Raw genomic sequence first — 20,728 nt, forward strand, 5'->3', positions numbered from 1 at the left:
CCCTTTAATTGGTTCTGATGATATTGTATCAGTTTTTTGTATTTTCTGCACTTATTTACCTCCTAAAAATTCTTTCATTTCTTTATACGTTTTTTAACATAAATACCCATAAGAATGTTAACGATTGTTGTAACTCTGTAGGTAGTTGACCTAGCATCTTCTCATTTACTCCGCGCTTATATACGCCGATGCCATCTACAACTTCAAAACCTTGTTCTTTCGCTAACTGTTCAAATTCCCAAGGCATCATCGTATTACAAACAACGTCTTTTCCATACAAGCGAGGATAACTGTTCTCTCGTGGCTTTGCTGTCGGTCCTAAAATTGCAATACATGCATATCCATCTTTCTTTAACACACGCTTTATTTCATTTAACGCTCGTAATGGCTCTTCCGTCCATTCTAAAGAATTAATTGCCATAATTGATTCAAATTGCTCATTTTCAAATGGTAATGCAGAAAGATCTCCTTTTATAAAAGATAAATTTGGTCCTTCTCCGCGCTCCTTACCTTTTTGAATCATCACTTCCGATAAATCTACTCCCACTGCTTTATAGCCTGCGCGACTTAATTTATATGTACCGTACCCATCACCACAACCAACATCGAGCACTTGTGCTTCTTTCTTCACGTATTGTTCAAAAAACGGAATAATTGTGCTCCTACTCCCGCTATCCCACATTTCCTGACTATTTTGATTCCAAAACTCCGCACTACTATCCCATTTCTTCTCTGCTGATTCATGCCAATTAAATGTTGTCATACATTCCCCTACCTTCACGTATTATCATTCATTTCATTCTACATCATTTTCCAAAATTCCTGTTTTATCCCGCTTGCAGTAAGACACCTACCCCAAAATGCAATGGATGCGGACCAGTTAATGGGAGAGAATTGCTCATAAAAATCCAATTGTCGCTGGCTGATAATCAGTCCTAGTGGAAAAAATTCCACACTTTATCTTCAATAGGAGATGGATATGTTAACGATGGAATGCGTATTCTCCAATTTTTGCTTTACTTGGGTTTAACTCATACTCATGCTCTTCTCATTTTGAAAGATACTATAGATACACCCAATTGAAAGAGAGGGATGTACATGCGAAGAAAGAGAAATCATCATTTTAAAAGTGGTGAAAAAAACGAAGAGTATGCTGCTGAAATATCACCAGCTGGCATTCCAATTAGACATAAGCGTAAAGAAATTGCAAATGAGATAGAAGGTACAAATACCGGCACAATGGTAGGCTATGTCGCCTTATTTCTTTCGTTATTCTCCATTGCTTTTTATCCCGTTACGCTCGGCTCCCTAGCAATTTTAGTTGGCCTATTAGCTGTCAATTTCGGAGCAAGAACACTTGGATATACAGCAATTGGTTTTGGTAGTTTTTCTGTTTTATTTACTTTACTTTATCCGCTTGCTTTGTCAGCGTTTTAAAAAAACACACCAAGTTATACTTGGTGTGTTCATTCATGATACAACATAATATGACCGCATCCACAACAATGTTTCGCTGTAATTTCTTGGAAAACAGGATAATTCTCTTCATCTCGATGCTCAATAAATACTTTTTCAAATCGATACATGTTTGGTGCATATGCCCAATCTTGTTTCGTACGTGCATATAACGTTGAGGAAAAAAACTCCTCACCACCGCAAACGATACATGCGTTCTTCATCGCTATCCCTCCTATGCTTGTCTTACTTCATCTATATGAACATAAGCATAAAAAAAAGACCTTCTATTACTAGAAAGTCTTCTCTGAAACAAAAAGAAATGTACCAAACATTCCTACTCCGCTATATTCTTTTGAAACACCAGCTTCTGTTTTAAATGTTTGCTTTACAGTCATAAAGAATACACCATTTCGTGCATCTGTACTTTCAAATTGTAGTTTTTCTTTTTTACCATCTACATTTTGCGTGCATTCAAAACTACTCTCATTACAATTCAACGCATACTTATCCTCTACATACACTTTAAAATCTGATTCTTTCGGACAAGTTATAAGTAATATTGCCACGAGAATAATACTTATAATACCCACAATTGTATAATATTTCTTCATTTGTACTCCTTTCAAATGACAAGAAAACTTGACTTCATACGCCAAGTTTTCTTAGTCAACAACCCATTGCCACTCTTGTTCTTTCTTATCAAAAATGAGCCAACCTGTTTCTGTTGCTTCCTCTTTCAATTCATCGATATTATCTAACACCTCATCCGTACTTTCATACGAACCAACTACATATACCGGAATTTCAAGACCTCTTCTTGACTCAATTTTCCCTGCTAGATCTATGTAAAGACCATCTTCCATTAGTGGAATAAGTCCCATAATCAATTCTTTTGAAATCGCTGGGAAAATTTTTGATTTTTGGAAGAAAGAAAAACGTTTCTTACCGAAAGCACCGAGTTTATACGGAATGACTTTACTTAACATTCCTACAAAATCAGCAATTCTACGATAATACACTTTGTTGTACCATCCGTCATCATGTGAAAAATAAACAAATCGATTTTTCAACAGCGGAAAGAATGTTCTTGCAAGTGGTTCTTTTTTGTGAGCCAAATATAATAATTCTGCAATTTCTTTCGGCTCTAATTCATCTAAATCGCTTGCATCATCAAAATCTACCCAACAAAATTCATCAAATTCATCAATCTCTGCTTGAATTAACTTATGTATATTTTCTTCCTCAACATATTCAAATAAAGTATGATAATGAAAATCCGTCCATTCAAAGTTGTGCTTCAAAAGCAACACTTGATGAAGCGGTGAAGGGATGTTACTCGCAAACTCTTTAAACGTAATTCCTGATGTAATAAAACAATGACCTCGACGATTACCATTAATATATATCATATTCTTTACTTGGTCAGATCCTCCAGACAAAGCACCTAGCCACCTTCGTTTTATATGTTTCAATTCTATAGCATATTTTAACATGAAAAATTTTAGAAACATAGAAAAAACTTCAAAAACTATTTACAATTTCATGTGTTTTATTACATAGTGATTACAAGAAAAAACGCCTGCTCATAAGCAGGCGTTTTTAAAGGATTTCATCAGGGTTTTGAGGATGATGATTTCCCTCTTTCTTTTCTTCTTTTTGGAACATCGATTGAATTTTATCAATTGTTTGTGGAGCTAATTCAATCATTTTTTCTGCTAAATGTGTCGCATTTTGTAGATGAAGAATATTTACTCCATCTTTATTCACCACAAGAAATGCTACTGGTGTAATAGAAACACCACCCGCGCTACCGCCACCAAATGCAGCGTTACCGTTCGCTCTTTGTCCATCATTCGTTTGGAAATCAGAACCTCCTGCTCCAAAACCGAACGCTACTTTAGAAACCGTTAACACCACACCACCGTCAGCCGTTTGAACAGGCTCTCCAACAATCGTATTTACATCAACCATTTCTTTTAAATTTTCCATTGCTGCTTTCATTAACCCTTGAATTGGATGATCCACCGTTCATAACCTCCTTTGTCATATCTTTCCTAGTTTTTCCGAAAGTTTGTGAACTAAACATAAAATTTAATATTGATTTCAAAAAACTTAAGTTGTAATATTTAGAAAAATAAAAAAGAGGTCGATTCGTTATGATGCGAAAATTAACAAAGAAAGATCATGAACAAGTATTCGCTTACCTAAAAGAAGAAGCAGCCCTTAACTTGTTTATTATTGGAGATATTGAAGCTTTCGGTTATGACACAGATTTTCAAGAACTATGGGGAGTATTTAAAGAGAATGGAACATTAAAATCAATTTTACTCCGATTCCACGATTCATTTATACCATATAGTAAAGAAGACTTTGTTACCACTGATTTTGAGGCACTTCTTTCCGCATATAAGCCACTTAAACTCTCTGGTAAGTCAACTATTGTAGAAAAGTTTGAAACTGCTCCAAGTCTACAATTAGGCGTCAAAAATGAAATGTATTTTTGTGAATGTCTAAATGACAACAACTTACCTGACACGCCTATTCATGAAACGATTAAACTTGCGTCACTCGATGATATAGAACGAATTATGAAATTACGAAGTGACATTGCTGAATTTCCGACTACTAATGAATCAGAGAAAATATTAAGGCAGGCTATCGAAACGAATACAGGACGCACATACTATATTGAAAAAGACGGCGTGATCATCGCATCCACCTCTACTTCCGCTGAAAATTCATTATCCGCTATGGTAGTTGGTGTATGTACACACCCGAATTATCGTGGAAATGGCTACGCTTCACTCATATTACAAAAAATGATTCAAGACTTTACGAAAGAAGGCCGAACACTTTGTTTATTTTATAACAATCCAGCTGCTGGACGAATTTATAAACGACTAGGATTTAAAGACATTGGAATGTGGACGATGTATCGATAATAAGAAGTACTCTATAAGAGGAAATAGTTGTAACTTAGCAATAAAAGCCGATTACACAAAAACTTCACACCGTTATTATGAAGAAACTACTTGAGGAGCGAGGACTCTAACTAAAAAATGGTATGCATTCAAACTAAATTTAGACAGATAAAGTGAAACTTTAATCAGTGGGGGGTTTTCTCCATCCCCCACTGATTATTAGTTGAACCAATCGGACTTTTATGGGCAGTTGATCCCCCACCTAACTTCTTTGCTTTCGCTGCATTTTGAGGTGGGGGTCTTACTGCCCATTAAAGCGGGATAAACGCCCCAGTTGCATCTACTCCAGCAACTGGGGCTACATATTTATACTCAATTTCTTTCCACTACAAATAGAAATATTTATGAAACATTTATCACACTTATGTCGCTATTATCTTTCCGTACAAATGCCCTTCTAAGTATTACTGCGTCTCATTATACTTTGCTTTAAAATCAATATATTCCTGTTTCGCATCTTGGTTATTACCTTGGTGACTATCAAAAGATGTGTGTATTTGTGATATATATTCTACTAACTTACCTTCATCATTTCGCTTTTTATAATTTATTACAATACTTACCTCCAATATCTGCTCTGAACCATTTTTTGAATCAATATGCAATGCGATTGATCCACCATCATATTCATCATATTGTATTTTCAACTTATCATTAATGATACTCTGAAACTCTAATTCAGTTAGTTTGTATCCAACAGTACTAGGCTGATCAAACTTTTTTATATCATCTCCGGGCTTCATCTTTAGTTTCCCTATTCCTTTTAAACGATCAACAATTAAGTTTACGTATGAAACATCCAAATTTGAATCCGGACTTTTCACCTGTCCATTTTTATACATAATATTGGTACGATAAACACCTTCTTTTTTATTATCTTTGCTGTCTACTGCTGAAGTAACCGCTTGTGTTGTACTTCCATATAAACTTTTATCTTTCGTATTATATATCCCTTCCGAAGTTTGATAGATTGTTTTTCTATGCTCTCCATCTTCCTTTTGTTCATATGTACTATATATACCTCTTTGTTTCACATACGCATATCCATCATCACTCGCAGACATAACCTTTTTCATGTCACCTTCATCCAAAGCTTTGACAAACGGCTCATAATCTATCTTTTTTTCAAAAAAACTACATGCTTGTAATAGGCTGATTGCTATTATGATAGTAATCATTTTAGAAACCCTTTTTTTGTTCATTTCATCATCACACTACCCACTCTATATTTTCAATTAGATAACCTACTAATCACTTTTATCACCTTACATAAGTAAATTTTCTTTTCGTAGTTCAAATACTCTCCTATAAATTATTACTTTTTCATCATCAAAACTTACAATACACACTTTCTTTATGCCTTACGTTTCGATTTACTTTTTTTATTTTTCTTTTGATATCTTGGAGTCTCTCTTTTATGTTGCTCCCACGTTTTATTAAATGATGGAAATTTAAATCTGCAATATGCTAATAGTTGAAATTCAGCTGCTCCTATGGCTATCGTATACATTAAAACAGTTCCTATTACATATCCAATAAAAGTATCAAACGCATAATCATTATGAAAATAAATCAAAATAAGAATGATTAATGCGTATATTGAAGCAACTTTCATCATAGTTCCTTTTGTTTTACTAAAAAAGGATACGGATCTTTCATCCATACTAAACGCACCTTCACTTGCCAATTTAAATGTATCTATTGTTGTTACAATATGAAAAATTACTGCTCCTAAATATAGCAAACATACATAATTCAACGTAATACGATCCATTGAATTATTAGCTATTTCAGAAACAACTAAAACTGTAAGTAATATAGTAGCCATTTGAAGTGCGTATAATAATACGACAAGTGTTTGTAGCTTTTGAAATTTAAATTGAGCTTTTGGAAATAAATATAAAATGAAAAAAATTACTTGCAGAGCATATAACAACACTTCCAGCTTAACAATTCCTATATTAAGGAGAACCATACAGTAATCCCAATCACCTGATACAATAATAGAAAAGACGGCTATTGAACTATAAAGTATTCCTCCAAACATAAATCCTGTAGCACCCTCAGGACTTAAACGATCATTACATGTCATCCTAAACTTATCTAAATCTTCTTCTTTTATATTCCACATCCTGACTTTTCACCTTCTATACAGTTTAAATAATTTTCATTCACTAAAATCCCATTACATTCCTAACTTTTTAAGTACATTCATCTTTGTGTAACTATATTCAGATAATATTATCTCTATATTAATTACCGTACATAATCAGAATACTTTTGATAGTTCAAATAGCCTTCTTTCTCCTCAAAAGCTCTAAATATTCTTCTCTCTTTCACTTAACCATATCCCTCATACTCTATTTTTGTTTCTCTGAAATTGCACTCACTTAGTAAAAACGTTACTGTCATCACAATTGTATCGAGATAATATAGCTTTAATTTTATCTTCAGAAAGGTGATAACCTCCCATCAACAATATGCTAGGAGGTTATTACAGTTATTTAAAATTTGTTTTTTATTTTAATGGATTCGATTTTTGCAAATAATAATGTTATTTAATTTGAGCAGCGAATATTAAAAACATACTGCTTAATAACTCGTAATTAAGTCTTCCCCCTCATATCTAGGGTCTTTCTCAACTTTACCATCTTTTGTTTTGATGACTTTTAGTCTACCTAACCACTCTGCTCCGTTATATGTCTCTTCACTTACCCATACATTATGCTTTTTACCATCTACCTCAACTACTAATGTGGGGTGTGTAAACATGAATTCCTTCTCTACATGCCTACCTACAATTTCTGCATGTAATGATGTACCTTCTTCAACTAATTTACTATTTTGATACCCTTCGATAATAGGTAATCCAATAAATACAAAGAGTATCAGTCCAAATACGATTACTTTCTTCTTTGTACTCCATTTATTCTTTTCTTTCAATTCCTTCTGTCTCGCTTCTCTTTCTTCGCGTTCATCCAAACTCTCATTTAAAGCATCTTCCCATGCCTTAATTTCCGCTTCGATTTCTGCTTCAGCTCTTGCTAGTTGTTCTAGTTGTTCATCGGTTGCTACCATCTCATATGAGTTGTCTCCAACCAAACGAATTTCAGCACCATTTTCTTTTACTTTTCGCAAGTCTTTTTCTGTACAATTAAACTCTCGAATGATTTCCCCTTGTGTGTTTACCAGTCTAACGTAAATGTTTTTTTTCTCCTTCTTCTTAAACATCTGAACTCCCCCTTATTTGTTTCCTATCATAGATAACCCTATTGCAATAAGATAAAGAAAACGATAATAAGGAAAGTCTTCCCTTTGCTTACTTGTGTTGTAGAACCTTCCAAGACAGCCCATATAAAAATTTGGAAAAGAAGAATACCTAGGAGAATATCAATTAACTTGTTGCTACTCTTCTTTAGTGGTTTTTCTTCTACTATCGGTTTTATCTGAACAGCTTCTTTTCTTATTTGTTTCGGTTTCTTTTTCTTACGTCTATGATTCACCCAACATACTCCTTTTAGAATAACTTTTTCCTAACTATAAAAATACCGAAATATCCCCATTTTCCATTTTATAAACCTGTCCAGGTATTACAAAATCTGTGGCTTTAATGGCGCCATCCAAAGGACCATATTCATTTATAAGACTGCGGCAATTCTTCATATTGGTCCCGTATACGTACTTAACCACATCCTTATTTAAAACAGGCGCAGGATTTAAAGCTAATACGTTTATATTATCTTCTTGATGTCTTAATGCAACTGTATTCGCTGCTCCGCCACCTAAAGAGTGCACTAGTAAAGTTATCTTCTTTCCTTTATTACCCGCCTTGACTTTTTCATAAAATTTTTCTGCTTGACTATACTGAAATTCCGCTAATGACCCCAATATAGGTGAATTAGTTAAATTATGCAGCCAAATTGCTCCATCGGTTGCTAAATAGCCTATTTGGCTCGGTTGGTTTCCAACGTATACAATGAAAATTTCATGCGTGTTTCTATCCTCTAAAGCATATGCCCCAAATCCAGTTACTGAATGAATATCATCAGAAACTATAAGATTAGCATTAAAGTTGTCTTGTAATTTCTATTTATTTATTCATTTATTTATTATTGGATCAGAATTATTATATTTTTTCTTGTGCATTATAATCATAAATATCTCTTGCCGATAATCTTAATTTTCCTACATCACTACTTAATTTATAATCTTCCTCGTTCGCCATATTCTCCCCCTTATATATATTAATGGCTTTCTTTAAATTTCTTTTCATATTGTAAATAATCTTTTTTTGATTTCCGATTATTTTCTTCTTTATTACGTAAATATGTTGTTATTTCTTGATCATGCCTAATCATATTATTTTCTTCATTTCTTTGTTTATAGCCTATCGAAATTGTTATCTCTGTTATTTCCATCGGATTTTCCTTTGTATCCTTAGCAGAATTAAATTCAATTAGTAGTGTTGCATAACTAAACTTCTCATACTTTAATTCTAAATTCCCATTAAATATCTCTTTAAATTGAATTTCTGATAAATTATAGCTTATCGTAGCTGGTTGGCTGAAGCTTTTTTTATTCACATTTGGTTTCAATTCTTTTATTCCTTGCACTCTATTAAGCATTAATTTTATATTAGACATATCTTTCCCTCGATTTGAAGCTTCTAGCTGTCCATTTTCGTATCTTATATCTGACTTGAATACAACTTCTTCTTTATATTGTGGGTTGTCACTATGTTTTTCATCCTCAACTGGAGTATTGACTTTCTTTTGTGCCTCACCAAAAAGAATATTATCTTTAATACTATAAATACCTTGCGTTGTTTGATAAACTACTCCTATTTGCTTATTATTATCCTCAATAAAAGTGCTATCCCTAACCTCTTCTTTCACATACACATACCCTTCATCACTCGCAGACATAACCGTCTTCATATCACCTTCATCCAATGCCTTTACTAATCTCTCATACTCTATCTTCGTCTCCCCAAAACCACATCCACTTAATAAATTTGCTACTATTGACAGAACTATTATCATCTTAGCTTTCTTCTTTAACTTCATACTGACACCCTTATTCAATCAAAATAAGCTTTCCTCTTTCCATTTTTGGAAGAGGAAAGCTTATTTCCTTTTAAATTTCTTTTTTTCCCTTTATTTCTAACTCTTGTGCTTGTTGTTGCTTTTTATTTTTTTCAATTACTTTTTCAACAAACTCATTTCGCCACATTTTAAACTTAGCTGCGAATTGACCTTCAATTTTATTTCGATACCCTTCAAATTTAACCTCTGCAATATCCGTGTGGTTAAATAATTTATACGTTTCTTCGGTTAAACCCACTGGATGCAACACTCCACCATAATCATAGAATGTGTTTTCATCAAGTAATAAACCTCTCGTAGTGATTACATACTCCACATCTTCCTCTTCTTTAAGACCCAATCTTACAACACTGCCTAAAGGTAATACTTTATCCATATAGTCTTTCATATTAATTCACTGTCCCTTTTAGTACGCTAATTTTCTCTTCTATTTTTTGTCTTTTTTTCTCTAATTGACGGATACGATCAATAAATGCCTCACGTGTTTTTCCTTGTAATGTGCTATCAATACTACTCTCTAACCTTCTAATATCCCCCGTTAAAGATGCAGCTGCTTTTTCCAATTGCACTACAACGTTTATAATTTGTTCTCGTCCACCACTAGCTGGAAATGTACTATGAACTCTTGACATTATTGTATGTAAATCCACCTTCATTCCCCTCTCTTTTAAATTTATAAACTTGGAGTTTTAATAATATGAAACTGCTCCTAATTCTTCGTCTTTTGCAAACATAGAAAATACCGCTTCTGAAACATCGTCGTTTAATTGCTTTAAATCTTTTGATAACTCCTTCACATCTTTAGCAATTTCACCTAATAAAGAACGGTTTATCCCCCTGCTGTTGTCATTCATAAAAAGATTTAACAATGAGTGACGATGACTTAATATATGTTCAGATACAATTGCAGCTACATTTGTATCAACTACAAAATCTCCTTTAAACAAATCTAGTAAATCTTGCACGTAAGAAGCTGCAACTTCTTTTGCAATTTCTAAAATTTCACTTGTAGCTAAATATACTACAACACTTCCAGCTAAAAAATTTATAGCAGTATTAAATACAGACTCTAATACTTCTAAAACTTTTTCCTTACATTTCGCTAAAGTTGTTTCAATCCATTCTACAGCGATATCTATCGCTCCTTTTATTTCAACTGTAGCCATTATACTAAATTGGATTGCTTCTGCTGTAATTTGAGATTTTAGCCCTTCATACTTTGTATTTAATCTTGAAAAACCTTCTTGAACTTTATCTTTTAGCTTTTCAAGCTCCTTGCTACCTTGTACAATGTCCGAGTAACCTAATATTCCGTTTATAATAGTAGAAATTGGCGTTGCACTTAATATCAAATTAAGTGTAACTCCAGCTATCTTTTCTTCATGTATAGAAACTTTTCTATGAAATACATCATGTATAGTTCCTGTGTAAATAGCCCCAGCAGATTGAGCAAATTCCAGAAACCCCGGGATAGCATCCCACCCCGTGTCATTATCACTTGTTAGTTTATCAATCCATATTAGATGTCCATTCTCATCATAATCCTTCTCTGTAAAAGCATATGAGTGTCCTGCTTGATTCGGAATTTTATACATTCTTCCTGGAAGTGTGAAGTCTGCTGCCTTTATCCCAATATGTAGAGGATCATTCTGATTAATGATATTCCGAACATTTTTCATATCAAACCCATTACCGAATTTATCTACATCTCGATTTAAAACTGGAGCTGGATTTAGTGTTAAAACATCAATATCGTCTTTTTGATGCCTTAATGCTACTGTATTTGCAATACCTCCGCCCAAAGAATGTCCTGTTATACTAATAGTTTTACCATTAGCATATTGTTTCATTTTTTCATAAAATGCCTCTCCTTGGTCATATTGTTTTACTTTTAATTCATGTTCCCAATTACTAAATGCTAATTTATTTGCATTTGTTAAATTGTGAACACCTATCTCTGCATCTACTACTACATCACTATTGTTGTCTTTTCCAGGTTCCGTCCCAACATATGAAATAATAACTTCTCCTGTTTTATTATCTTTAAATGCGTAAGCAGCAAATCCGGTGTCTTTATCTTCTGCTGAATCTATTAGTCTTGCATTAAATTTTTTTTCTAAGAGATCTTCGTTTTTCTCTTCGGCATCCTCCCCAATATTATTATACGGTTCTTTGCCATCTCTAAAATTATATATATCTTGCCCAGCGAGCTCTAACTTTCCCATATCAGAGTTTATTCTTAAATCCTCTTTTTTTTCCACACCTTTCTTCAAAAAAATCAGCTCCCTTAGAATGATTTATTATTTTGAAAAGACTTTTCATAATTCACATAATCTTGCTTGGCTTCCTGATCATTATCCTTTTTACTACTAAAATTCACAGATATTTGCTGAGTATGTGTTAATAATTTTCCCTCACTATTTTTCTTTTCATATACAATTGAAATTATTAATTGTATTATTTGCATTGGATGCTGTTTCGTATCTTTAGAATCGTTAAAATTAAATACAATTGATGCTGTTTCAAAACTATCATATTGCAAATTCAATTTATCGTTAATTATTTCTTGAAATTGTGATTCCGTTAACGTAAAACCAACTGTATTTGGTTCATTAAATTTCTTTTTATTTCCATCTACTTTCAGTTGTAAACTCCCAACACCTTGCAATCTATTAAAAATTAGTTTTACATGTGAAACATCCAAGCTCGAATCAGTACTGTAACCCTTTCTATCTTTATACATGAACCTAGTGCTATATTTTTCTTCTTCTTTATATTTATTATCCTTATGTCTATCTTTTATGTTCTTAATATCACTTGTTATTTTTTGAGTGGTCTCTCCATACAATAAATTTTCTTTCAAATTATATATACCTTCAGTAGTTTGATATAGTGTATTATGAATTCTGTCATCACCATTTTTTTCTGTCGTAAAATCAATAACCCGTTCCTTCACATACGCATACCCATCATCACTCGCAGACATAACCTTTCTCATGTCACCTTCATCCAAAGCTTTGACAAATGGCTTATAATCTATTTGCTTTTCCCCAAAACCACATCCACTTAATAAACTTGCCACTATTGACACGACTATCATCACCTTAGCTTTCTTCTTTAATTTCATACTGTCACCTCGTTAGTTACTCTAGGCATTTTTAGTTTCATTATGTTCCCTTTTTGATAGTAATACACTTCATCTTTACCTAATGGCGCTTCGTTGCTTATATATTTTATGTTGAAGATACTTTGATCATTTAATGGCATTGCGATAATTGCTGCTGTTAGCTTACTTCTCATTTTCATAGGTAGAGCTTCACGATTTCGGTCCATGTAGTCGTGGTGACCTGCTAATACAAAGTAAATACCTACTGTACGAGATAAATCAATTAAAGTCGCTGCATCCTCCATTTCTAAATAAACAAATTTACTAAACTCTTCAACATTTGTCATGATAATGAGTTGTTTTGTGAATGCAGGAATTTCTCTACCTTCTTGTCTTGCTTGTGCTAATTCAAAAGCTCGTTCACGAATTACTTCCATCCAATACTTCGCATGCATATTGATTTCATTTTCGTCTACAATGTAGTGCGTCACATCGTCTTTATATTGAACGAAACTATACTCTGCTGTATCCACCAACGTCACACTTTCAAAATAATCTTTATTCAATTGAGATAGGATGCTAGATACAATTTGTTTTCTCATACTATCATCTACACTATAAATCATTAAATGATCATTCACTGCAATATCATGAGCTACAACTTCTACGTTTGCAAAATCAAGCCCCATTGGAATTCTTGCTGCTTGTAGAGCTTTTGTAACGTCTTTATTTTTACGATAAGTAGCAATATCAATAATTTCTGGCATCATTGGAATTGCCTTCGGACGTTCTCCATCCCATTCTCGGTCCATATCATTTGCTTCTTGTTGTAATAATTGAATTTGCTGTAATTCATCTTCTGCTTTCGTAGGTAATGCAACCTGGAATAATGTGGGAGATTCTAGTTTTATTAACGCTCTTCCTGCTGTTTCTTCCACTTTTATATCAGATCTCCCTACAATACTAGCTACTTCACTTTGATCAATCATATATAGGCAAGTTTGGATTTTAATATTATTGTACAATTGAATTCTAAGTGCATTTTGTCGCCCTGCACTAATTAAGGTATGAATTCCTAAACTTGCACCATCTCGGACAATTTGCATAATTAGCATTTCAAAGCTTTCATAGAACTTCGCTTCTTTTACTGCATCATAATTGTCGATTGCAATAATAATATGTGGTATTTCTTTCCCACTTGCCTTTTCATACATTTCAATATTTGCAACGTCATATTCACTTAATAATCGTTTACGATTTTTCATTTCCTGAGTTAATCTTTCAACAAACTTTAAACATTTTTCAGATTCGTCAATCGTAATCGTATCCGCTACATGAGGTAATCCTTTTAAAGGTAGAAGACCATTTGTTCCAAGGTCCACTAAATACACATGCAAATGCTCCGGACTATGCTGACGAGCTACATCCATAATGACTGATTGTAAGAATGTTGATTTTCCGTAGCCTGGGCTTGAGAAGACCGCTACGTGTCCGTCTTTACTAATATCTAATGTTAATGGTGTTTGTGATTGTAATTCAGGCTGATCTAGTAGACCAACTGTTGCTTGTAATGGTTTCTTTTCTTTCGTCCATGCTTCTTTGAACTGAATTGCATGTAAGTCTTGTAAATATACGCTTTCTGGAAGTGGTGGTAACCACGGTCTAGCTAACGCTTCAATTTCATTTATTTCTGCGTAATCGTGAATGTAGTCAATAACAGCATCCAGTTCAGATGGTACGCTTATTACTTCTTTACTGCTACCAAGTCCACTTAAATCTTCACTTAATATTTCATATTGTCCTAGATCATTTATTGCATAGATTGTTGCGTCTAAATGTTCTTTATCCTCTTTGTTTTCTACATAGTCTGCTCCGCTCCAAGCTGATTGGAATAGTTCATAAATTTCATTATTCCCAACTTGTAAGTAAGCACGTCCTGGTAATGTAATTTCAGCGGCATCTGGCGTTTTTAAGATTTCATTACTATCTGACGTATTTTGAACTTTTAGTGCTAGTTTGAATTTCGAGTTACTCCAAATTTGATCATCTACAACACCACTCGGTTTTTGCGTAGCTAATATTAAATGGATCCCGAGTGAACGACCGATACGCGCTGTTGAAACTAACTCTTTCATAAATTCTGGTTGTTCTGACTTCAGTTCCGCGAATTCATCACTAATTAAAAATAGATGTGGCATCGGTTCACTTACTAAGCCTTCTTTATACAGTTTTTGATACTGATTAATATGGTTTACATCATTTTCCCCAAATAATCGTTGTCTTTTTTGTAATTCAGCTTTAATTGATGCGAGCGCCCTCATACTTTGTGCTCCATCTAAGTTCGTAATTGTTCCTAATAAATGCGGTAAGTTTTTGAATAAATTCGCCATACCGCCGCCTTTATAGTCAATTAGTAAAAAGGCTACTTCGTAAGGATGGAAATTGACTGCTAGAGATAAAATGTACGATTGTATAATTTCTGATTTACCTGAACCTGTTGTACCTGCTATTAACCCGTGTGGTCCGTGTGCTTTTTCGTGTAAGTTTAAGTTTACGATATCTTCTTTCCCACGTAATCCAAGTGGTACAGCTAAAGATTTATGCGCTGCATTTTTCTCCCAGCGACTTGTAATATTCAGTTCTTTTACTTTTTCAACGCCGTACATTTCTAAAAATGTTACGCTTTCTGGAATACTATTTTTTAAGTTTTGCAAATGATTTAATGGTGCTAATGCCCGTGAAATATCTTCTAAATTAAACCCTTTCGGTACGTGATTTAGTTTAAATTGACGGTTAACAAGCTCTCCTTGCTCTAAGATGATGTTCCCTTGTTTTGCATCTCTTATATCTATTACCGTTTTCACATGCTCCGGTAAACTTTGCATAACATCTTGTACAAATACAAGTGATACACCTAATTGACTCGGATCATCATTAAAGAATTCCATAACAACATGGTCTAATATTAGTTTTTCATCTGTAATGAGAACGACATAGTGCGGTGCAAAGTACATTTTTTCATTAGTAGAACTTTTTTCATCTAGTTTTAATTTTCGTTCTTTCAATATTTGATACAAACTATTTAACACTTGATCACGGCTACGATCATGGTATACAAATCCACGTACATTTATATCGCGAACACTTCCATGAGGTAACCAGCGCATCCAATCCCATTTTTCTTTTTCTTCTTCCGGAAAAATAGTAATAAACTGCAAGTCATAATAACTATGGAATAAAGCCGTTTGTGCAACTAATAATTGTAATTGCTCTAACACTAAAGAGCGTTGGCCAATATAACCAACTGGTCCATTCATTAAATCTGTTACAACTGGTACATCTTCCAATGATAGATAACGCTGTCTTAGTTCACGTGCTATATCGATTAATTCATCTTTCGTTTGACTAAATTCTTCTTCATTAAATTGAATTTCAAAACTCGTATTAGCTTGTCCTGTTCCAACGCTAAATGTTAAGAAATCATGATGTAACATTGTTTTTTCATAAATTCTAGGATTTACTTGAACTGCCATATTACGTATTACTTCTACATTTGGATTGTGATAATGTAATGCGTGACGCTGTTTTTCACTTTCTGCATGTAAATCTTTCGTTTTTTGTTTTATATACTCTCTATAGCTTTTATCTCGTTCAACAATGTCGACTTTATATTGCTTCAAATTTTTAATATACGATGTGACAGAAACAATGATTGTTACTAATGTCATCGCAATCGATGCGATAATAAACATTCCATATTTCATGAAAATAGCAAGTAATACAGTTACGACAATCATGACAAGTGAAGGTGCAATGATTCTTGCTAAATGCTCCGTTGGTTTTGATGGCATACTTGAAGGCTTTGCAATTGTCATTTTCTCTTCTGGTTCACGGTAAATAATACGTGGTGAACGATGATAGTCTGGATAACCACTTTGATAATTCGTTTCTGATTCTACTAAAATAGGTAACGCAGATTTCACTTTATCTTCTGAAGAAAGTACTTGAATGTCTTCACTACCAATCTCCAATAAAATACCATCAAAATATAATACGTCTCCTGATTCCAACATAACGCTATCTTTTAACTTCGTATAATTATGAAATACATCCCCGCCATACACGTTCACTTTAAAAGAATCGTACAACGTTTCGCGAGATAGCATTAAATCTACACTAGTCCCGGTAATAGAAATATCATCGTAATCGTTTTGACTCACTGTAAGAGAATGTTTCGTTCCAATATCAAACACTTTAGTTGTACCAACAATAGATATAAAGATTTTCAAGCTCACATCTCTTGTTTTCCCAATCTCAATTTCCTTATTGAATTCTATTAATTGATCCTGTACCATCCAAGCATTTACTTCATTATTCCACTTTAACTCTACTTCTTGTTCTAAACTTGGATTCGTAATATCATTTGTCCACTCTTTTCCAATCGACACTATTGATTGCTCATTTGGATGTAATGTGCACTTATATATTTTGTCTCCATAAGTCAATACTAATAGTTGCTCCATCCGTGTTCACTGCTCCTTTTCAACTGTCTCATCAAGTGCTTACTCTTTTTTCTCTGTGTCCGACAAATTTTTATCGTTTGATGAATTGCCATATTTCTTTTTATATTCATCTAATTGTTGCTCATATGTTTTTAACTTTTGATCACGTTCTTCTCCTGATAAATCCGGATTATTTTTCAGTGATTCAATTTGTTTAACAAGGCCGTACATAATAAGCTGCGGATCATCAAGTGTCTTAGCTAAATCTAATGATTTATCAAAATTACCTTTTCCGTTATACATCCAATACAGCAAATACTTTTCATCACTTTTCAAACTAATGTTTTTCATAATCGATTTCTTTTGAGCTTCACCTAGTTTTTCAGCTGTAATGTATGCAAATGCTAACTCATATTTAGATGCAATCGGTAATGATTCAAACTCCTCTTCATTCAATTGCGTAATGACTTTGTCATAATCAGTTGCTATGAAACTTGCATTTGCTTCTAACAATTTATTTTGATAAGGAAATTTTATAAAAGTGAAATATATTAAAGGAGCAGCTAAAATAACTGTCGCCGCTATGAAGGAAAAAGCTAAGTATTTAAATGATTTATAGCTTTTTTTAGGTACTAACTGCATATTTTTTTCTGTTTTTGTTTGTTCCTTCTCAAAGCTGTCATCAAGAAACTGCAGTAATGCATCTAAGCTTTCCATTTGAGCAACGGTCTGTTCAAATGTTGTTTCTTTTGCATCTTTTAGTAACCCAGCATACAAATCATCAAAGTTATGTTTTTGGGAGAATAAAGCAATAATTAGACACTTATATTGTGTTAAAAATTGCTCTTCTAATAACGGGGTTGGCGGAACAATATCTCGAATTCCTCTATGTATAATACTTGGTATTAAATTAGCATTAAAAACTATATTGTCTGGATGTAAAAAGAACGTGATTCGTTTATTTAAATATTTACGAAACTGCGCAACATTCCGAAGTAGTCTTAATTTCTCATTTCTTCCAAAACGGCTAAGATCGTCCCACTTATATAATTTTTTATCTACTTGATATAGAAACGTAAACATATCATCCGTTTCTTCTATTGTTAATGGTACAAATTCAGATGATTCGCCCGTAATTATATCGAATTGACGGAAGTCTTTTATACGTGTTTGAGATTTGGTCATCTCCAATTTCCAATTTTCTTTTTCTATTTGAAATTGATAGTTCATTGCATCAATTTGAATTATTTTTTCCGTCATGTTTATCCTCTTCTCCTTTTCTTTATAACCCGTAATAACTTATTTTCAAATAACTAAAAGTAAAAAATATTCTTTATAAAACTTGCAAAATATCTCCATCTGTTATTTGGTGATCAATTAAACGATCATTATCTGTTAAAACAATTGACTTATTTTTCACTTTAATTACAAAATGTGAACCTTCATGATTATCAATCTTTAGCGTATCTAATAAGTTTTTTAATAAATATTTAATAGATTGATGATTCGGAATACGCAAATCATATGTATTTCCATTCCATTTACTAAAATCTACTGTCACATTGATATGTGTTTGTATTGCCATCGCTTTACCTCCAACTTTTACGAAGAACCGTATAAATACCGATGCAAATAAGTAGAATGCCGCCGCCAAATAATAATATTATTGTTATACTAATTGGCTCTTCATTCATTGTTTCATTACTCGCTACTTCATCTGCACTTTTTCTGACAATGTATTCACTGCTAAACAAACTATTTTTCGTATCTTTAACACTATTATTCTCTTTTGGTTTTGTAAAAAGAGAATCTCGCAAAGCTTCCATATCTTTTTGTTCTTTCTTTTTCTTTTTCTCAATTTCTTCTTCTATATCTTTGTTAAATAACTCAATCGATGCTTTATCTAATTCTGTTTCCTTATGTTCCTTTTTATTTTTTTCTTGGTCGCTTTCTTCAAGTCGATCCACTTTAAACTTAATCTTCCCATCATCACCAAGATAACTGTCAGCCGCGCTCCTTATCGGTAGCGCGACAAACAGTAAAAGGATAGAGAGAAATGATAACTTAGCCACTATGCTCCATTGTTTGATCATTTACTTCTTTTTCCTCCCATTTCTTATGCCATACAAATAGATTACTAACCAATCCAATAATGGCAATTACAAACAATACGACAAAAATAACTTTCCCAGTATCTTTACCACTAATAAAATCATTTAGAAAACTTTCTATATACTGAAGCGGTGAGAATTGACGTATCTTTCCGACAGACGACATTTGATCTACTTTACTTCCAACTGCCTCAGTTAAAAATAGGTACATGCTTAAAAATACTAATAGTATAAACATTCCTACCATTTTTATTTGTCGTAATAAGTAGGTTGAGACTAATACAAACGCCATCATAATAAATGTGATGAACGCAATCCATAGTAAACTTTGATCCTGACCGAACTTTAAAAGACGCCCAGAAATGATACCTATACTAATCCCTTCCACAATTGATATACCGAAAGCTACTACTGTAGTTGGTACATTCATATCAATTAATGAGAATTTCTCTTCAAAATGATCTGATTGCATTCGTTTCTTTTCTTGATTCGCAATTGCGTATGCTGTAAATAATGCAACAATGAAACAAGTTAATACAATTAAGTACGGTGTAAAAGCATTACCTGCTACAATTACTCCATCATTTTGCTTTTGAACTGGACTAGCTAAAAAGTCATATAGCATCTCATTTTGACGATCTCCAATACGGCTATTCGCTAAAATTTTCGTAAAGTTTTTGGAGAATGATTTATCATCTTCCATTTTCTTCGTAAAGTCATTTAATAATAAATCAGCTTTTGAAACAATTGTCGTTCCGCTGTCTTGAATTTCTTTTGCTTGTCCATTAATTTGATCAAATGTTTTATATACATCGTCTGAAGTTGCTAAACTATGCTTCGAACTTTCGACCAATGACTGACTTTGCATCATTAATGATTTAATACCAGAATCTAACGATAAAATAGCTGTTTGCTCACCAGCATGATTTGTTGTTAATACTTGCTGCTCTTCAACTAGCTTTAAGCTATTCTCACGCCATTTCGCTAAACCTTTTAAATACTCTCCTAAATTTTCATTCATACTAGTTGCTTGTTGCGTCGTTCCATTTAATTTCTCCGCTAGTAGCATAGAATTTTGATCCGCACTAGTAATAGATTGTTGATAAGAGTTTATTTTTTGTTTTAAACCTGACATATCTTGTTTTATTTCTGTAGTAATACTTGATGAAACAAGATTTGAAATTAAATCAATTAAGCTTTGTTTATTTAATACGTAGTACAAAGATTGATCCGTCGCAATTGCATCTAAACTTCCTTCTTCTAACTTAGGACCTACATCTTTCGTTCTTAAATCAATCCCATAATACATTTCGTAAAGGCTCATTAAACCTTGATAACTTTCGACTGTATCTACTGCTTCTTTAATTAATACACTAGAAGTAATATCTGTTATTTTTTCTGTTTTTTGATGTATAACTTGATTCGTTGTACTTTCAATAACTTTACCGTTATCTGTTCCCGTTTC

At 33.1% G+C, this 20,728-nt stretch carries 18 protein-coding genes and 5 pseudogenes; 2 read left to right on the forward strand and 21 right to left on the reverse strand.

What is annotated here, in order from left to right; genetic code table 11:
- Positions 1-82: 82 nt before the first annotated feature.
- Positions 83-763, reverse strand: a complete 681-nt coding sequence (locus DN403_RS14645) for a class I SAM-dependent methyltransferase (RefSeq protein WP_000206579.1) — start codon at positions 761-763, stop codon at positions 83-85.
- Between the two features lie 335 nt (positions 764-1,098).
- Here DN403_RS14645 and DN403_RS14650 point away from each other — a divergent pair, with 335 nt between their 5' ends.
- Positions 1,099-1,437, forward strand: a complete 339-nt coding sequence (locus DN403_RS14650) for a hypothetical protein (RefSeq protein WP_001253202.1) — start codon at positions 1,099-1,101, stop codon at positions 1,435-1,437.
- A gap of 29 nt (positions 1,438-1,466) precedes the next feature.
- Here DN403_RS14650 and DN403_RS14655 read toward each other — a convergent pair whose 3' ends face one another.
- The 4 genes from DN403_RS14655 to ytfJ all read right to left on the reverse strand — a co-directional run bounded on the left by DN403_RS14655 (position 1,467) and on the right by ytfJ (position 3,483).
- On the reverse strand, positions 1,467-1,679 hold the full coding sequence (locus tag DN403_RS14655) for a hypothetical protein (protein WP_000785011.1): 213 nt from the start codon (positions 1,677-1,679) through the stop codon (positions 1,467-1,469).
- Positions 1,680-1,748: 69 nt separating this feature from the next.
- Positions 1,749-2,069 (reverse strand): hypothetical protein, encoded by a 321-nt coding sequence (locus DN403_RS14660; RefSeq protein ID WP_000761171.1) that lies wholly within the window; start codon positions 2,067-2,069, stop codon positions 1,749-1,751.
- 51 nt (positions 2,070-2,120) lie between these two features.
- Positions 2,121-2,897, reverse strand: coding sequence for an oxalate:formate antiporter (locus DN403_RS14665; protein WP_000014087.1), 777 nt, complete (start codon positions 2,895-2,897; stop codon positions 2,121-2,123).
- Between the two features lie 160 nt (positions 2,898-3,057).
- Positions 3,058-3,483, reverse strand: coding sequence for a GerW family sporulation protein (gene ytfJ, locus DN403_RS14670; RefSeq protein ID WP_000349986.1), 426 nt, complete (start codon positions 3,481-3,483; stop codon positions 3,058-3,060).
- A gap of 131 nt (positions 3,484-3,614) precedes the next feature.
- Here ytfJ and DN403_RS14675 point away from each other — a divergent pair, with 131 nt between their 5' ends.
- A complete protein-coding gene (locus tag DN403_RS14675) occupies positions 3,615-4,400 on the forward strand; it encodes a GNAT family N-acetyltransferase (protein WP_000984748.1) in 786 nt (261 codons plus the stop codon).
- A gap of 443 nt (positions 4,401-4,843) precedes the next feature.
- Here DN403_RS14675 and DN403_RS14680 read toward each other — a convergent pair whose 3' ends face one another.
- The 16 genes and pseudogenes from DN403_RS14680 to DN403_RS14750 form a co-directional block, all read right to left on the reverse strand.
- Entirely contained in the window at positions 4,844-5,641 is a 798-nt protein-coding gene (locus DN403_RS14680) for a DUF3952 domain-containing protein (protein ID WP_149185553.1), read from the reverse strand.
- 152 nt (positions 5,642-5,793) lie between these two features.
- Complete coding sequence (locus DN403_RS14685; RefSeq protein ID WP_149185554.1) at positions 5,794-6,570, reverse strand: hypothetical protein; 777 nt, start codon at positions 6,568-6,570, stop codon at positions 5,794-5,796.
- A gap of 461 nt (positions 6,571-7,031) precedes the next feature.
- Positions 7,032-7,670 (reverse strand): hypothetical protein, encoded by a 639-nt coding sequence (locus DN403_RS14690; protein WP_000473563.1) that lies wholly within the window; start codon positions 7,668-7,670, stop codon positions 7,032-7,034.
- A gap of 12 nt (positions 7,671-7,682) precedes the next feature.
- Positions 7,683-7,942 (reverse strand): annotated as a pseudogene (locus DN403_RS14695) (hypothetical protein).
- A gap of 37 nt (positions 7,943-7,979) precedes the next feature.
- Positions 7,980-8,664: pseudogene (locus tag DN403_RS32195) on the reverse strand (lipase); the annotation flags it as partial.
- A gap of 19 nt (positions 8,665-8,683) precedes the next feature.
- The gene (locus DN403_RS14705) at positions 8,684-9,505 is read right to left on the reverse strand and encodes a DUF3952 domain-containing protein (RefSeq protein ID WP_118961975.1); all 822 of its coding nucleotides are present in this window, start codon (positions 9,503-9,505) and stop codon (positions 8,684-8,686) included.
- Positions 9,506-9,575: 70 nt separating this feature from the next.
- Entirely contained in the window at positions 9,576-9,932 is a 357-nt protein-coding gene (locus tag DN403_RS14710) for a DUF4176 domain-containing protein (RefSeq protein WP_000656384.1), read from the reverse strand.
- 1 nt (position 9,933) lies between these two features.
- Positions 9,934-10,194 carry a hypothetical protein gene (locus tag DN403_RS14715; RefSeq protein ID WP_000363098.1) on the reverse strand — a complete coding sequence of 87 codons (261 nt, stop codon included), beginning with the start codon at positions 10,192-10,194 and terminating at the stop codon, positions 9,934-9,936.
- A gap of 39 nt (positions 10,195-10,233) precedes the next feature.
- On the reverse strand, positions 10,234-11,817 hold the full coding sequence (locus tag DN403_RS14720) for a Tle-like phospholipase domain-containing protein (protein WP_000715953.1): 1,584 nt from the start codon (positions 11,815-11,817) through the stop codon (positions 10,234-10,236).
- A 14-nt stretch (positions 11,818-11,831) separates the two neighbouring features.
- Positions 11,832-12,671 carry a DUF3952 domain-containing protein gene (locus tag DN403_RS14725; protein ID WP_070183744.1) on the reverse strand — a complete coding sequence of 280 codons (840 nt, stop codon included), beginning with the start codon at positions 12,669-12,671 and terminating at the stop codon, positions 11,832-11,834.
- Positions 12,668-16,897, reverse strand: a pseudogene (gene essC, locus DN403_RS14730) (type VII secretion protein EssC); the annotation flags it as partial. The gene DN403_RS14725 and the pseudogene essC, both read right to left, overlap by 4 nt.
- Positions 16,892-17,173, reverse strand: a pseudogene (locus DN403_RS32295) (FtsK/SpoIIIE N-terminal domain-containing protein); the annotation flags it as partial. The pseudogenes essC and DN403_RS32295, both read right to left, overlap by 6 nt.
- A gap of 39 nt (positions 17,174-17,212) precedes the next feature.
- Complete coding sequence (essB, locus tag DN403_RS14735; protein ID WP_000136611.1) at positions 17,213-18,412, reverse strand: type VII secretion protein EssB; 1,200 nt, start codon at positions 18,410-18,412, stop codon at positions 17,213-17,215.
- Positions 18,413-18,485: 73 nt separating this feature from the next.
- Positions 18,486-18,737 (reverse strand): EsaB/YukD family protein, encoded by a 252-nt coding sequence (locus DN403_RS14740; RefSeq protein ID WP_001007571.1) that lies wholly within the window; start codon positions 18,735-18,737, stop codon positions 18,486-18,488.
- A 4-nt stretch (positions 18,738-18,741) separates the two neighbouring features.
- Positions 18,742-19,245: a type VII secretion protein EssA gene (gene essA / locus DN403_RS14745; RefSeq protein WP_000595655.1), complete on the reverse strand. Its 504-nt coding sequence runs from the start codon at positions 19,243-19,245 to the stop codon at positions 18,742-18,744.
- Positions 19,217-20,728: pseudogene (locus DN403_RS14750) on the reverse strand (type VII secretion protein EsaA); the annotation flags it as partial. The pseudogene DN403_RS14750 and the gene essA, both read right to left, overlap by 29 nt.

It is taken from the genome of Bacillus sp. AY2-1, assembly GCF_008368965.1.
Lineage (GTDB): Bacteria > Bacillota > Bacilli > Bacillales > Bacillaceae_G > Bacillus_A > Bacillus_A thuringiensis_S.